Source organism: Arthrobacter sp. HY1533 (genome assembly GCF_027568515.1).
Classification (GTDB): domain Bacteria; phylum Actinomycetota; class Actinomycetes; order Actinomycetales; family Micrococcaceae; genus Specibacter.
The window spans coordinates 156636-170744 of the sequence record NZ_JANKZF010000005.1 but is presented as its reverse complement, the minus strand read 5'-3'; the positions used below and the strand labels follow the sequence as shown (position 1 = coordinate 170744).

At 60.7% G+C, this 14109-nt stretch carries 13 protein-coding genes and 1 tRNA gene; 6 read left to right on the top strand and 8 right to left on the bottom strand.

The features are described from left to right. Position 1 precedes the first annotated feature (1 nt). Entirely contained in the window at positions 2-514 is a 513-nt protein-coding gene (locus tag PCK14_RS05590) for a hypothetical protein (RefSeq protein ID WP_269937485.1), read from the top strand. Positions 515-527: 13 nt separating this feature from the next. Here the strand turns inward: PCK14_RS05590 and PCK14_RS05585 are convergent, their stop codons facing one another. The 3 genes from PCK14_RS05585 to PCK14_RS05575 all read right to left on the bottom strand — a co-directional run bounded on the left by PCK14_RS05585 (position 528) and on the right by PCK14_RS05575 (position 2518). Continuing rightward, positions 528-1325: an RcpC/CpaB family pilus assembly protein gene (locus PCK14_RS05585; protein ID WP_269937484.1), complete on the bottom strand. Its 798-nt coding sequence runs from the start codon at positions 1323-1325 to the stop codon at positions 528-530. A gap of 117 nt (positions 1326-1442) precedes the next feature. Next, positions 1443-1739, bottom strand: coding sequence for an FmdB family zinc ribbon protein (locus PCK14_RS05580; RefSeq protein WP_269937483.1), 297 nt, complete (start codon positions 1737-1739; stop codon positions 1443-1445). Positions 1740-1885: 146 nt separating this feature from the next. Continuing rightward, positions 1886-2518: a 5-formyltetrahydrofolate cyclo-ligase gene (locus PCK14_RS05575; protein WP_269937482.1), complete on the bottom strand. Its 633-nt coding sequence runs from the start codon at positions 2516-2518 to the stop codon at positions 1886-1888. Between the two features lie 93 nt (positions 2519-2611). On the opposite strand from PCK14_RS05575, the gene galU reads away from it, so the two are divergent. The 5 genes from galU (at position 2612) to PCK14_RS05550 (ending at position 6203) form a co-directional block, all read left to right on the top strand. Then, complete coding sequence (gene galU / locus PCK14_RS05570; protein WP_269937481.1) at positions 2612-3514, top strand: UTP--glucose-1-phosphate uridylyltransferase GalU; 903 nt, start codon at positions 2612-2614, stop codon at positions 3512-3514. 4 nt (positions 3515-3518) lie between these two features. Further along, positions 3519-4133: a GNAT family N-acetyltransferase gene (locus tag PCK14_RS05565; protein ID WP_269937480.1), complete on the top strand. Its 615-nt coding sequence runs from the start codon at positions 3519-3521 to the stop codon at positions 4131-4133. Between the two features lie 187 nt (positions 4134-4320). Beyond that, a complete protein-coding gene (locus PCK14_RS05560) occupies positions 4321-5142 on the top strand; it encodes a hypothetical protein (RefSeq protein ID WP_269937479.1) in 822 nt (273 codons plus the stop codon). Positions 5143-5249: 107 nt separating this feature from the next. Then, positions 5250-6041, top strand: a complete 792-nt coding sequence (locus PCK14_RS05555; protein ID WP_269937478.1) for an SDR family oxidoreductase — start codon at positions 5250-5252, stop codon at positions 6039-6041. An 89-nt stretch (positions 6042-6130) separates the two neighbouring features. Beyond that, positions 6131-6203 (top strand) — tRNA-Ala (locus tag PCK14_RS05550). Positions 6204-7059: 856 nt separating this feature from the next. On the opposite strand, the gene PCK14_RS05545 is transcribed toward PCK14_RS05550, so the two are convergent. From PCK14_RS05545 to PCK14_RS05525, 5 genes are all read right to left on the bottom strand, one after another. Further along, entirely contained in the window at positions 7060-9102 is a 2043-nt protein-coding gene (locus PCK14_RS05545) for an AAA family ATPase (RefSeq protein ID WP_269937477.1), read from the bottom strand. Continuing rightward, a complete protein-coding gene (locus PCK14_RS05540; protein ID WP_269937476.1) occupies positions 9093-9575 on the bottom strand; it encodes a hypothetical protein in 483 nt (160 codons plus the stop codon). The genes PCK14_RS05545 and PCK14_RS05540 overlap by 10 nt, the downstream gene beginning before the upstream one ends. Continuing rightward, positions 9572-10474, bottom strand: a complete 903-nt coding sequence (locus PCK14_RS05535) for a hypothetical protein (protein WP_269937475.1) — start codon at positions 10472-10474, stop codon at positions 9572-9574. The genes PCK14_RS05540 and PCK14_RS05535 overlap by 4 nt, the downstream gene beginning before the upstream one ends. Positions 10475-11632: 1158 nt before the next feature. Next, on the bottom strand, positions 11633-12229 hold the full coding sequence (locus PCK14_RS05530; RefSeq protein WP_269937474.1) for a GNAT family N-acetyltransferase: 597 nt from the start codon (positions 12227-12229) through the stop codon (positions 11633-11635). Between the two features lie 48 nt (positions 12230-12277). Next, a complete protein-coding gene (locus PCK14_RS05525) occupies positions 12278-14086 on the bottom strand; it encodes a glycerophosphodiester phosphodiesterase family protein (protein ID WP_269937473.1) in 1809 nt (602 codons plus the stop codon). Between the last annotated feature and the right edge of the window lie 23 nt (positions 14087-14109).

Here is a 14109-nt window from a genome sequence, read left to right as displayed (position 1 = left end):
CATGGCAACTCCGCCCAAAATACCCGGCATGGGTGCCTTCGTTGACAAGAACCCCGGTGCATCGCGCCCCGCTGCTCCGGCACAGGTGGTTGCCGCGGCCCGCCTGATGGTTGCTGCCGCCGTTGTCCAGCTATTTGCCTCCGTCGTTGCCATTGTCTATGCGGCATCGCCCGACCGGCTCACTGCCATCCAGGCCCAGGTCGACGCCATGAGCGGCAATGTCCCCAGCGTGGAGTCCGTGCGCAACATGGGCGTCATCACCGTGGTGGTGGCCGGACTGGCCACGGTCTGCGCCTACCTGCTGTTTGCCTTCTTCATGAACAAGGGCCGGTCCTGGGCCCGGGTTGCCGCCGGTGTGCTGGTGGCCCTGACCCTGGTGCAGCTGGTCGGGATCTCCTTCCCTGTTGGCTGGACCACCGTGGCACAACTGGGCCTGGGCGGGCTGGCCGTGGCCCTGTGCTACCTGCCGCAGTCCAACAACTACTTCGCCGCCGTCAAGGCCGCCGGAAAGTAGCTTCTGCCCGGTCCTAGTTCAGCAGGATCAGGAACACCTTCCCCCGGTTGATGGCCCCTGCCAGCTGCACCGCCTGTTCGGGCGATGCGGCCACGACGACCACGGCCTCCGCTTCTTGGGCTGCCGGGAGCAGCCCGCCCCCGGATGGCGCCAGCGCCGGCGTCCACAGCACGGGAACCCTTGCCGCCAAAACCTGGTTGGTGGCGGGCCTGTCGAGGGCCCCACTGCTGCTCAGCACCACTGTGACCAGCTGCCCCTGGCGCAGCAGCGAAAGCGTTGAGGGGTCGCTGATCCGCAACGGCACAGCCTGGCTTCCGGGCGGTGCCCCCGCCAGAAGTCCCTGGCCCAGAAGGGATGCGTCCGTCAACACCTCGCCCCGCCGCACAGGGCCGGACAGCTGGCCCCGCGCCATAGGCTGGGCTGGAATCTGGGCCGCGGCATCCCCTGCCGCCTCCGTGCCGGCCGCTGAGGCTTCGCCACCGCGCAGGGCGCCGTCGGGCACCATGGCCGGACTGACTGCCGCCGGATGCAGGTCGCCGTCAGCGAGGATGTGTCCGGCGGGGAGATCGCGGGCTGCAACCAGCACCGTGGTGGTGGGAAGTGCGGCGGGCGTGAGCTGCTGGACGGCGATGGCTGCCGCGGCGCAAAGGAGGAGGGCCGCAAACAGCCTTCGCCGCCTCAGGAGCAGGCGCCCCAACCGCGCGGCGGGCGAACTGCGGGGTTGCCCGGCCCAGGACTGTGAGTTCCAGGCCGGCCCGGGGTAGGCCGGGGGACCTGTGGGTTGCCTGGACTGTCTGCGCTTGTTTCCCATGGGCCCACGCTAGGCCTGAAATCCGCGCAATAACGGGGGACTGCTCCAGCTGTGGACGGCCGGCAGTACAGCCCGGGCTGTGGGGGAATTGCCGGCCGCGTGTCAGGCGGCGGGGTGTTACTTGGCTGCGCCGGCAGTCGCGGGCGTCTTGGACGCGGCCGCGCTGGAGGAAGCCTTGGCCGGGGCCGGGGAGGAGTCCGCGCTGGCGGCGGGTGCTGCCGGGACGGAGCTTGAGGTGGAGCGGGAATCGGTGCGGTAGAAACCGCTGCCCTTGAACACCACGCCCACGGAGTTGAACTTCTTGCGCAGGGCCCCGCGGCATTCCGGGCAGATGGTCAGGGAGTCATCACTGAACGACTGCTGGATGTCAAAGGCATGGCCGCAATCTTTGCAGGCGTAGGCGTACGTGGGCACTAAATTTCCTCCTGGGTGCATGCGTTGGGACCGTGCGGCCGCCAATCGCGTGGCTGGCAGTCCATGGTCCCAAGTGCCAATTCTACCATCCGATGGTGAAACGCCCCGGGGCGCCCATCCATTCCCGACGCAAAGGCACAGTCGGCTCAGTGCGAGGCGGAGCCCAGGGCACGGTGCCCCGCCGCGGTCAGGGCGTGGGTCACCGGGGCATCCAGCGGATCGTGGGGGAGGGTGCCGGCCGGCAGCACCTCATGGGCATGCACGACGGCGGCCACCCGAAGGTGTGCGGTGGCCGCCAGGAACCTGTCGTAGTAGCCGCCGCCCTGTCCCAGGCGCACCCCCGATTCGTCCACGGCAAGCGCAGGGATGAACACGGCGGAAACGGGGCCCAGGCTGCCAAACTGCAGACGCGGCCCCACAGGCTCCATGACAGGTGCCAGCATGCTGCGTGCCATCTCAACCCCGGGGATCCAGCGCACCCAGCTGAGCTGGTGCCCGGCCTCGCACACCGGCACGTAGACGGTGCGGCCCGAAGCGGCGAGTTCCCCCAGCAGATCCTCCGTGGGCGGCTCGGTTCCCATGGATATATAGGCGCACACGGAACCGCCGGCCGGGGCGCCACCGGACCCGGCAGCGGAAGGCGCGTGCCCGGCGTCGAACGTTTCAAGCCAGGCCAGGGCGGCCACGGCCAAGGCGCGGCCCTCTCCGGCGGCAGCGCCCGCTGCGAGCCGGGCGGCCCGCAGCCGAATGCGCCAGTCGGCCTTCTCCTGCGTGATCATGTTGTCCCGTCCACAGTGCGTACATGTCGTGTGCATATGTAGTGCAGCTAACAATATCCCGGGTTTCCGCAGCCGTTCAGCTACCCTTGGGGCATGACTTCTGCAAAGCATGTACGCAAGGCGGTAATCCCCGCAGCCGGTTTGGGAACCCGTTTCCTCCCCGCCACCAAGGCGATGCCCAAGGAAATGCTGCCCGTGGTGGACAAGCCCGCCATTCAATACGTGGTCCAGGAAGCCGTCAGCGCCGGCCTGACCGACGTCCTGATGATCACCGGACGCAACAAGCGGGCACTCGAGGACCACTTTGACCGCGTCCCCGTCACGGAGCAGCTGCTCCAGGACAAGGGTGACACGGACCGCCTCGCCGCCGTCCAGCACGCCACCGACCTGGGCGAGATCCACTACGTCCGCCAGGGCGACCCGAAGGGACTTGGCCACGCAGTGCTGCGTGCCAAGACCCACGTGGGCGATGAGCCCTTCGCCGTGCTGCTCGGTGATGACCTCATTGACGAGCGCGATGAACTCCTGACCACCATGATCCAGGTGCAGGAGCGCACCGGCGGCTCCGTCGTGGCCCTCATCGAGGTTCCCCAGGACAAGATTTCCGCCTACGGCTGCGCCGACATGACTGTTATCGAGGGCGAGGACTATGTCCGCGTCAACCACCTGGTGGAGAAGCCCGCCGTGGAGGATGCGCCGTCGAACCTGGCCGTCATTGGCCGCTACGTGCTGCACCCGGCCGTGTTCGAGGTCCTGGAAAACACGCCTCCGGGCCGTGGCAATGAAATCCAGCTGACCGATGCGCTGCAGACCCTGGCCACCATGGAGGGTGAAGGCGGCGGCGTGTACGGCGTGGTGTTCTCCGGCCGCCGCTACGACACCGGCGACAAGCTGAGCTACCTCAAGGCAGTGGTCACCTTGGCCTGCGAAAACGAAGAGCTCGGCTCGGACCTGCGTGACTGGCTGGGCGAGTTCACAGCCGACCTCAAGGTCTAATTTCGTGTGGGGGCAGGCCATCTGGCCGGTGACCTTGGAATGCGGCGATTTGGTCCTGCGCCCCATCAAGCTCCGCGACAAGGCGGAATGGACGCGCGTGCGCGCCCGTAACTCCGCCTGGCTGCAGCCGTGGGAGGCCAGCAACCCGTCAAGCCAGGGCGAGCTGCCCAGCTACGGGGGCATGGTCCGGGTGTTGAACCGCCAGGCCAGGGAAGCGTCGGCGCTGCCGTTCATCATCACCGAACGGGTTCCGTCCCAGCGAAAGCCCGTGATTGTGGGGCAGCTGACGGTTTCCTCGATCATGTGGGGTTCGGCGATGTCGGCCACGCTGGGCTACTGGGTTGACCAGGGCCGGGCCGGGCGTGGCATTGCCCCCACGGCCGTGGCCATGGCCACCGACCACTGCTTCCGCCAGCTGGGCCTGCACCGCATGGAAATCAACATCCGCCCGGAAAACGCTGCAAGCCTGCGCGTGGTGGAGAAGCTGGGCTTCCGCGACGAGGGCCTGCGCCCGCGCTACCTGCACATCAACGGCGCCTGGGCCGACCACCGCAGCTTCGCACTGACAAGTGAAGAGGTGCCGGAAGGTGTCCTGCAGCGGTGGCTGGCCCGCCGCTAGGGTGTCTGCGGACCAAGCTGCGGACCAAGCGCCGGACCCGGCGCGGCTGGCCAATTGGCTGATTTCTTCCTCTAGCTCACGACACACCGCCAGTAATGCCAGAGGCGGCATGTTTCCCCTCTAGGGTTGAAATGTGGCAGGACACGCAGCGCCAGCCCAGCCAATCCAGCAGTTGCAGGAGACGTCAATGGAAAGCACCACTTCCGACGCCCACACCCATGTGGGGCCGGGACCCTCAACGGCCGTGCCCTCGGCAGCTGAATACCCCCTGAGAATTCGCTGGGGACGCACATCCATGGCACTCGTGGGCCTTCTTGCGTTGCTTGTTGCAGGCATTTCCGGGGCACTGAGCGTTTTTTCGCTGGCGTCGGCAGGCGTTGCCTGGACCTCGCTGGCCATCTTTGCCGCCGTGGTTGGCGGCCTCCGCGTTCTGGCCATTCGCGACCAGTCCGCACGCCGGGCTGCGCGCCTTGCTGCACGCACGACGGCGCAGCAGGCTGCCACGGTTTCGCAGGCTCCCGCCGTGGAACCGAGGGAGACGGAGCTGTTTGACCGCGCCGAAGGCGCCGAGCCGGCACCCGTGCAGAAACCGCTGACGGCGGGGGAATTGCGCGCAGCTGCCATGCGTGTTGCCGCCAAGGGAACCGCGGACGCAAAGCTGGCGCACACCCAGACCCTGGGCGAATCGGAGCTGGAAGCGGAAACCTGGGAACCCGTTGAGGTCCCCGTCCCCAACTACGTCAAGGCAGCCAAGGCGCTCTCCCTGGAGAAGCCGCTGAACCTGCCCGCCGCGCCCAAGTCCGCAGGCACCTCCATCAAGGCCGACCAGGCCGGCATTGGCGTTGCCACAGGCCGCGAGGGCGTTGCCGCCGTGCCGGATGTCGAAGGACTCGAGGGCGCAGCGGCCGTGGCCAAGGCTCCGGCCGCCAAGCTTGCTGTTCCGGCTTCGGAGCGCGGAAGCTACGCGCTGAACAACCTGGATGACGTCCTCCAGCGCCGCCGCGCATAAACACTTTTGCCAAAAGCCGGGCCCCGCAGGGCCCGGCTTTTTGCTGCCCTGCCGACGGACCTTTGGCGTACGGGCAACCATCTTGCGGGGCGGAGTAGGGTGAACGCATGATGATTGCTGTCGCCGGCGGGACCGGACTGGCCGGACGGGCCGTGGTGGAAGAGGCCGTTGCCTGCGGGCACCGGGTGCGTTCGCTGAGCCGCCACCTGCCCGCTGCCGAAAAACGGGTGCCTGGTGCCGAGTACCTACGGGTCGACTTCCGCACCGGCGCGGGGGTTGCCGCCGCCCTGGAGGGTGTGGACGCCCTCATTGAAACCATGGACGCCCGTTCCGGTGCCGCCCTGCGGTCGCTGCCGGTCATGTCGGTTGCTGTGCTTGCGGCCGCGGCCCAGGCCGGGGTGCGGCGTTGCGTCCTGCTCACCATTGTGCGGGCGGGGGAGTGCCCCATGGGCTACTACCAGGCCCAGGCGGCCCGGGCTTTGAGCTACGAGAAGTCCTCCATGGCCACCTCGGTTGTGTACGCCACGCAGTTCCACAACCTGGTGGCAGGGGTCTTCGGCACCGGGGCAAAGGTGGGTGTCATCCCGGCATTCAACGGCGTCTCATTCCAGCCCGTTTCGACGGCGGATGTGGCCAGGACGCTCGTGGAGGAAGCCCAGCCAGGTGGGGACGGACGCGGCGCGTCCCGAAGCGTCATTGTTGGTGGCCCCGAGGCCAAGACCATGAAGGAACTGGCACTGGAATGGAAGGCCGCAACCGGCAGCGGAGCCGTTGTGGCGGCCATGCCCCTGCCAGGATCCTTCGGCGCGTTCCTTCGGGCTGGCAAGAACCTGGTGCCGGAACACGCCGTGGGGCAGGAAACATTTGGTGCCTGGCTTAAGGTCCGCGCGGGAGCCTGACGGCAGCTTTCGCAACACGCGGGCCGGGTTTTGGAATCCGGGCGGCTGCGGGTTTACGCTGTAAAAAATGGCGGTGCACGTATCGCCATGGGGCTATGGCGCAGTTGGTAGCGCGCTTCGTTCGCATCGAAGAGGTCAGGAGTTCGAATCTCCTTAGCTCCACTTCAATGACCCCCTCCGACTAGGCCAAACGCCCGGTCGGAGGGGTTTTTCCTTACCTATTTTGGGTCCAGCGACACGGAAACGGATCGCTTTGAACTTGGCCCGAGTTGGCTTGGCCGCGCCCGCAGTTGGGACTAGTGATGCCTCTGGAACGCTGCCGGACTGCCTGCTGTGCCTGCTGTGCCTGCTGTGCCAGCGTGCGGTGCTGGCCATTGATTTGGTGCTCCACGTCTTATTCTGTGCGCAGCAGGCTGCTGGGCAAGGAATGGGACGGTGGTATTTATGGGGCTCGAGAACCGTCATAGCGGGCGAGGTAGACAGCATGGAACTGGGGCAGAGGTTGTGGTCGCCGCCTAGATGCAAGACGTGTGCAGAAATGGGCAGCACGGGACTGAGCCAGCGGAAGGCCCCTTCTTCAATAGTGGCAGCGTGGACCGGCATGGCTGACGTTTGGTGGTCTGAAATTGCGTGCCTTGAACGGAGGACGGATCGTCATGGACTTAGGCGGTCTCGACGCGAATTGGCAGAAACCAAGTGACGCGATGAATTGTCCTGTTTGAAGGCGGTACACGACCGTAGAAGACAACTACCAATCATCGATGAGCAGGATCCTCAAGATATTGAGTCAGCCCTGACGCTTAGTTCTCTTTGCAGGCATCTGGACACCTCGAAAGACTAGAGTAGGTTTCACAGTTGTCGCCGCCACCCAGCTTTGAATACACCAATGGTCGACCCAGAAAACATCACCAAGAATAATTAACTCAGAGGAATATCGTGTCGCTATCAATTAGATGACGATCAAATAGACAGTTGCCAACATAGTGGAAGAAGGGGTCTGTTCGTATACTAAATCCAGCTAGTCTGCTTTTCGGACTGGAGTAAGTATCTTCTCCCCTTCAGGAATGTGAATCAACTTGTAATATGTGCCCCTAAGCATTTCCGTTAGTGACTCAATATCCTCGCTTGTGGCAATTATGATTTGCGACCCGCGTTGGCCCTGCTCGGCAGCTTCCTGGAGTAGTTGGCGGTAGCTATCCTGAGCGGTTTCTTGCTGCTTCGGCTCGTCGAATATTAGTAAGCCCAGATGATTTCCATCATGCTCTTCGCCGACACGAAGGACAGATATTAGATAGGACCAGATGACGCGAATCATGTCGCTGGCAGAAATATCGAATCCTAACTCGTAACCCTCGTGGCTGGGGCGATATGTCTCACGATTAATTTCTACATCTTCCGGACGTAAGGAATCAAATTGATAGCGATGGAGCTGCCGACGGAGATGCTGCTCAACACTGTTCAGCTTTCGGTTATCATTATCTGAAAGTGTTGAATTGGCGACGCCTGCGAGCAATAAAGCCTGCTCCCTGTGACTGACTGCCAGGGCTTGGAGTGCCTCTCTGTGTTGTTCAAGTGTTCTCTCATTTGCCACCAGCCTATCCAATTGATCCTGAAGTGCCGCGCGATTCGAAATTTCAGCAATGGATGGCGCACCGCTGGGGCCGGTTAGGGTGTCTTTGATCTGCCTCACTTGACGGCGGAGCGTTGAAAGTGTCAATCGCAAGTCTTTTTCTCGATCATGAAGCGACTGAATTGATCGGGCTGTATCGGCACTTGTAGCGAAAAACGTATTACGTTGCCGTTCGATAAAAGCGATATTTTCTTCCGTTGTCATCACATGCCTGGAGATGTCCATTCCATCGGCTACATCTTGGTGGCAGGTTGGGCAGATGTGGTCTACGGCGAGTAGCTTCAGATGTTTTGCGCCAAGGCGTACCAACATGGAGGCGTCCTTGTGCCGCTGAAGGTCTTCGTTCAGTGCATCCAATCGCAAGTCAAGCTGCCGTTTTTGTTCAGCCAACACGACCCGTTCTTCGATAAGGATTGTGAGCGTGGACAAGGTCAAACGGAGCGAGTCTTCCGCGACCTGCAGATCCGCCTCGAGTTCTGGGGCGACTTCCTCAGCAGTCTTCACATGATTCTGGTCTTGCTCGTGTAGGGCTCGTCGAATTCGGTCTAGAGCAACATCCACGGGGATCCATTCGCCGGCCGCTAAGGCAGTGAATATAGGGGCATTTGTATTCAAATAGTCGGATACTCGGCGGGGTTCATTGCGAACTGTCACGCCGGCTGCCCGAGCCGTTACATTTAGTGCTGATACGGACACTTGCCAAGCAGATTCTATTTCCAACATATTTGATTTCAGGCGCTGACGCAGCAGGGTTCTTTGGAAAACATCGAGATCTAGAATGTATTCAAAAGACCGTTTTTCTACTTCTCGAATTCCAAAGTACGTAGGTATTCTGGGTGGCAACCCCGACCATCCATGTTTTTGTTCGACATAAAAAAATGGAAAAATACACTCGCTGTACAGAGGCTTCTCACTGCCATCCATATATGCCACTTGGGGGAGTTTCCATCCGAGGAAATTGGAGAGATAGTGATGGAATCCACTCTCTCGTTGGGCGGCGCCAGGTCTGCGTACGAAATAATCACTCGTTGGATAGTCGGTTGGTTCAGTAATTCCTGGGCCGAACTCGACGCTGATTACCGAGCTATCCACGTCAGTGATTTTTACTTGTCGTGTAGCGGTCACGATTGCGCCTGACGCGTTTTCAAACTCAAGTGAAACTGATGACGAAATTACGAGTTGGTCAACCCCGTCGACTGTCACTCGGTCCGTCATTGAGTGTGGCAGTGGAACTTCGCGTTTGGGACTGAGCATGCCTTCTAGGCCAAGGGCATAGATGATGGCTTGAACTGTGGTTGATTTTCCACTCGTGTTTCCGGCTCGAAGTATATTCAGGCCGCGCTGAAAGGTAACTGTCCTGCCGACGTTACCCTCTGCAGTGTGAACATCTAAACGAACAGCTCTCAGTATGAGCCGAGGTTTCATTTCCATTCTGTCAGTTCCTTAAGTCCACGCTGAGTTAGGTTTCGAGGTAGCTTGGAAAGAAATTTCTTTTCTTCGACGAGAACATTATCTTCGACCCAAATTTCATTAGCGAGAGCCAATCCGGAGGGCTGCAGAACGATGGCGCCGGTGTTTGCTCTATACACGAGTCCAGACCCGAGTGCCAGATCAACTGTCGCTGACAAAGATGGATCGAATCGAACTATAATTTCATCGGGTCTCTTGTCATCTTCGAGCCATCTTAGAAGTAACTGTCTGGTGTCATCTGATCTAATAGCCCACCACATGGTGTGCAGATTCTCTAGCGATGACTTATTGGCTCTGAATCGCTGCAGCACAATGGACAAGACGCACAGCCGCCATGCAATTCGCAGATCTCCTGGAATCGCGTCATTGCGCCGGCTGAAGACTGCTGGTGGTGCAGAGGCAAATAGTTCCTGCATGGCTTCGATGTCATTCATGCTGATTCCGGAAAATCTAGTGGACAACGAAGAATCCAGTCCGCAATCATGCACCAGGAAAACTCTGTTGCAAGCCGGTCAGGGATGCCTCCATCCCGGGCAATTTCCCTTGCTAGCTCGATCGCAACTTGCGAAACCTGTGCCCCGCTTGTCATTGAGTCAGGAGGATAGGCTAGGGAGAGCATAGATTCCTTGTCGGTCTTGAGCTTGGAGATTGCTGACCAGGCGGAAGGGTATTTGGCCCTTAGGTCCGCCAGTGCGTTTTCACCCCGAAGGTACATACCTGACAACTGTGCGAGATAATTGTCTAGGTGACTCCCGCGCATGCCAATATTGGTTAGTTTTCTGCGACCATCTTGAAGTAGGTCTGGGTTTACAAGCTCCCAATCAGAAAGCACCTGGTGGTCGACAGGCGCAGTTTGCACCATTTGGGCCGGAATTGAGGACATTCTGTCCCGTTCCTGGGCGTAATTGTCATCCGTTTCAACTGTGATCGCGAAGTCCGCGCCGATAAATGACAATCCCCATGTTCTGACTTCCGTGGCCTTTGTCTGGGCATGGATGACCAATTCCTTGGAGTCATGGCGATGTACGAGAAAAACGTATCTTCGGATCTCGGTTTGATTGAACATTCGTTCTAGTTTCGACTGATTCTTCCGTAACTTTGAAAGATCGGTCGTGAGTTTGTCACGTTGATGCTCGTAGAGTGTAGCCGTACTTAGTGGTTCCTGTGCGGCGTAGCACTGGAAAGCTACGCCGTCATGAGTGAACGCCTCCAAGCCGAGATCACCGTTATGACGGTCAGGCACTTCCACGAGGTTGTGGTTGTCGTAGCGGATTCTAAGCAATTCAATGCAGAAATCTTGCCACTCTGTTCCCGCCCACTCACGCACGGTCATGTGAACACGTTCCTTCTGCCGCAATTCTCGATTCTCCAACAACAGCATCTTCCCATGGAAGGCTCATACATCCAGTCATAGGACACGCCGCCGCCCACCTGCTGGGGGGTTGGAGTGGTTACTTGTCTTGTTGAGTGAGACAACCGTTCCAGTCTCGTTGCCACCGCACTCCAGACGAATCACGAAAATTGAGATTCAACGACAACCCGGTACTGTCGGGGTCGCCGTCCCAGAGACGCCAACTCTTGGCCGTATCCATTGTTGCTGGAGTCGATGGATCTTGAGTTCGGCGAGTTCCAGAATGGTCTGTCGACGCGTTCGCATGATCCGCGGCGTAGACGGTGAAGCTTACGTCCCTGCTGAGGAGTGATGCCGACGGTAGGAGCGCCACCATATGCCACCTATGAATCACGTCACTCGGTAGCGGAATAAGCGGGCTTAACTTAGCTAGAACTTGGCAAGTGACGTCATAAACAGGGCCACCATTTCCGTTTCGAATCGTAATGGATATATCTCCATTGGTTTCCATTTGAGGCCAAGCCGAGACGTTAGATGCTTCACTTTGCTTTTCAGCCTGGCGAGCCATTGCTAGTTGCTCGTTGGAGTTAGTGAGCTGGTCTCTCGTTGCGGTCCACGTCTTCCAAGCAAAAATGGCTGCTGCTACAGCCCCTGCAACTAGTAGGAACGTTCCAATGGTGAGCCAGAATGTCCAACGGGCTGTCTCCCAACCAGCGTCTGCTGCACGGCGTGCCTGCTCATCGGCTTCTACTAGCAGGTGGAAGTTGCCAAAATAGTGTTTGATCATGGACTCCACTACAGCATGGAACTCGCCTGTTACTGATCCACGATGTTCTCCTTGGGCAAATCGTGATGTTTCTAGGCTCTCCTTGGACGTGGTTTCGAAGTCAGACTAACGTTTTAGGAAGTAGTAGCTTGATTCGGACTAATCTACACGGAAGCGCCACGTTTTGGCCCAAAAAATGGCGTTGCTGAAAGGTCTTCTAAAGCTATCGAAACCCTCATTTCTCCGCGGATTCTAGGGGTTTTTAGGTAATTTCAAAAACCGTTAAAAACATGACCATTTGAAGAAGAGGTCAGGAGTTCGAATCTCCTTAGCTCCACCAAATGGGCCAGTGGCACCCGACTCCGGGGCCAGGCTCAATCCGGACTCTTGGCGGACTCCCAATCCGAGCGGAGCATCGACATCATGATCGCGTCGATGTACTCGCCGTCGAACTTGTGGGCGGAGCGCCGCAGCCCCTCGAAGATGAATCCGCATCGCTCATAGACGTGGCGGGCCCTTGGATTGAACGCATACACCTCCAGCTCAATCCTGTTCAGGCCGGTGGTGCCGAACGCGTGGTCGCGGAGCAGCCTGATGGCCGCCGAGCCAATTCCACGATCGCGTCCGGCGTCACCGATCAGAATCCGGAAATTGCATGAACCATTGGCTGCATCCAGGTCATTGAGCACCGCCTCACCAACACAGCTGTCCGTGGCCGGGTCGACGATGGCGAGGTCCAGGCGGTCAGATTGATCGGCCCTGGTCTCGTACCACTGCCTTGTGGCCGGATCCAGGCGGGGCGGGCTGGCATTTGCCTCTTCCGAGGTGTGGACCGAGCCGGTCAGCCTCAGCACCTCAGGATCGGCCAGGATGGGTCCCATCGCCTCAATGTCGGCCGGAGTGAACGGGCGAAGCCTGGCCCGGCCATTCTCCAGCGTGGGCTTGTCCGCGAACATGCCAAGTTGGTTCATCTGTGAACTGTATCCCGAAAGGCCCCAGACTGACTTCGCGACAGCGGACTACCGCGGCTGGATCTGCCACGTGGCACTTTCCAGGTACCGGGACACAGGGTTGGTGATGGATTCGGAAAGCTGGCGGGTGGTGATGGCGCCGGCAACGTTGTCGGTGATGATGCCGTCCACGCCCCTGCCCATGTAGTCCCTGATGAGTGCGGGGTCGTTGATGGTCCAGACGAACAGCTTCTTGCCTTCATCGTGGAGCCGGACCAGCATTTGGTCCGAGTAGGACCAGTCCTCGATGGCAACTCCGGCTGCAGGGGTTCGCGGGGCGTTGCCGATCTGGAAGCCGGTCACAAGGATGGCCTGCCGGGAGGGATCCTGGCTGACAATCCCTGCCACAATGCCCGCATCGAGGGACTGCACCATGTGTTTTCTGCTGCTGTCCAGCTTGGCCAGGGTGGCAACCACCCGCTGGGTGAACCCGGGGGCCTCGTGCCCGTGCGGCTTCACTTCAACCAGCACGCGGATCCCCAGTTCATCGGCGAGCTGGAGGTATTGCTCGAGCGTGGGGATATGGTCGCTGAACCCGTCCTGGCTGACCTGGATCCCCGCCAATTCTGCCTGGGGGAGTTCGAACACGCTGCGCGGATCGCCGGCCAGGCGTTGCAGGCCGGCATCATGGATGACCACGAACCGCTGGTCGGAGGTCTCCTGGATGTCCATTTCCACCATGTCGGCCCCCGCGGCGGCCGCCGCACGCAATGACCCCAGGGTGTTCTCGACCCCGCCGGCTGTGTAGCCGCGGTGCGCGATGACGAGAGGGCGCTCCGACGGCTGTGGGGCCATTGATGCGAAGACGGTGGGAGGCGTGCCGAGCAGGACGAAGAGAACCAGGACTGTCGCTGCCGCCATGCGGGACGTCCGGTCCCTTACCGGCCCGCCGAACGTGGGCACCTGGCGTCCGCCATGGAGCAGTGCCACGAAGAAGAATGCCAGAAATGCCGCTGCGATCCCTGTGCCGATGAATTGCACCAGCTTCAAGACTGCCAGCATGCTGCCGGCGACGCTCGTTGCCGTGGCGTCGCTTGCGGACAGCGCCACCGGCACGGTCCCGATGAGGGCCACGGCGAAGAACACCACAGCGGCCACAACGCCCACCAAGACCAGCACCGCGGCAATGTAGAGCTGTGTGCGCCTGGTGAGGTCCATGCTTTGGCGCATGACGCCAAGAACGCTTTCCTGGCTGCTGCCAAGCACTGCGGCAGTGGCGGCCAGCCGCAGGCCGAGATAGACCAGCGCGGCCACAGCAAGCGCGTAGCCCACAGCCCCCGGGAGGGTCTTGGTGATTTCGCCGCTCACGAATTCCGGTATGGCAATGTGCGATGCCAAGGCGGGTCCCACCCCAATGTGGGACAGGGGAAGGATGAGGAGGGCATAGCCGGCGAAAAGGAGGAATTGCCAGCCCGCCACCTTCCTTCCGATCCCGGCCAGGCCGCCGAGAATGGAGGGAAGGGTCGGCGTGCCGCCCCGACGGCAAATCTGCGCAATGACAGTGAAGACACTGATCTCCAGCAGCGCGAAAAACGTTGCCACAAGTGCCAGCAGAACCAGGGCAAGAATGGCCAAAGGACTGGAGAGAAGGCCCGGCAGGCTGGCCTGGCTGAGCCCATCCACACCGGCAGCAGAGAGGGCGCCCTGGAAAAGGGCCAGCAGCAGGGGCTGCACAGCCCAAACGTAGACGCCCTGCGTTGCAATGGTTGCGACAACCACCAGCAGGAGCCGCCGGCGCAACAACCCCAGCGAGGCTACAACGGAGGCGAACACGAGGCTCCTTGCGCGGACTGGTGGCAAGGACGATTCTGCAGGCATGGATCGAGCATAGTGCGAACCGG

Bases quoted from the DNA above. Each gene is read 5' to 3' on its own strand.
- PCK14_RS05535 (WP_269937475.1), bottom strand. From the start codon at position 10,474: ATGACCGTGCGTGAGTGGGCGGGAACAGAGTGGCAAGATTTCTGCATT.
- PCK14_RS05555 (WP_269937478.1), top strand. From the start codon at position 5,250: ATGATGATTGCTGTCGCCGGCGGGACCGGACTGGCCGGACGGGCCGTG.
- galU (WP_269937481.1), top strand. From the start codon at position 2,612: ATGACTTCTGCAAAGCATGTACGCAAGGCGGTAATCCCCGCAGCCGGT.
- PCK14_RS05530 (WP_269937474.1), bottom strand. From the start codon at position 12,229: ATGAACCAACTTGGCATGTTCGCGGACAAGCCCACGCTGGAGAATGGC.
- PCK14_RS05590 (WP_269937485.1), top strand. From the start codon at position 2: ATGGCAACTCCGCCCAAAATACCCGGCATGGGTGCCTTCGTTGACAAG.
- PCK14_RS05585 (WP_269937484.1), bottom strand. From the start codon at position 1,325: ATGGGAAACAAGCGCAGACAGTCCAGGCAACCCACAGGTCCCCCGGCC.
- PCK14_RS05560 (WP_269937479.1), top strand. From the start codon at position 4,321: ATGGAAAGCACCACTTCCGACGCCCACACCCATGTGGGGCCGGGACCC.
- PCK14_RS05545 (WP_269937477.1), bottom strand. From the start codon at position 9,102: ATGGAAATGAAACCTCGGCTCATACTGAGAGCTGTTCGTTTAGATGTT.
- PCK14_RS05525 (WP_269937473.1), bottom strand. From the start codon at position 14,086: ATGCCTGCAGAATCGTCCTTGCCACCAGTCCGCGCAAGGAGCCTCGTG.
- PCK14_RS05575 (WP_269937482.1), bottom strand. From the start codon at position 2,518: ATGATCACGCAGGAGAAGGCCGACTGGCGCATTCGGCTGCGGGCCGCC.
- PCK14_RS05540 (WP_269937476.1), bottom strand. From the start codon at position 9,575: ATGAATGACATCGAAGCCATGCAGGAACTATTTGCCTCTGCACCACCA.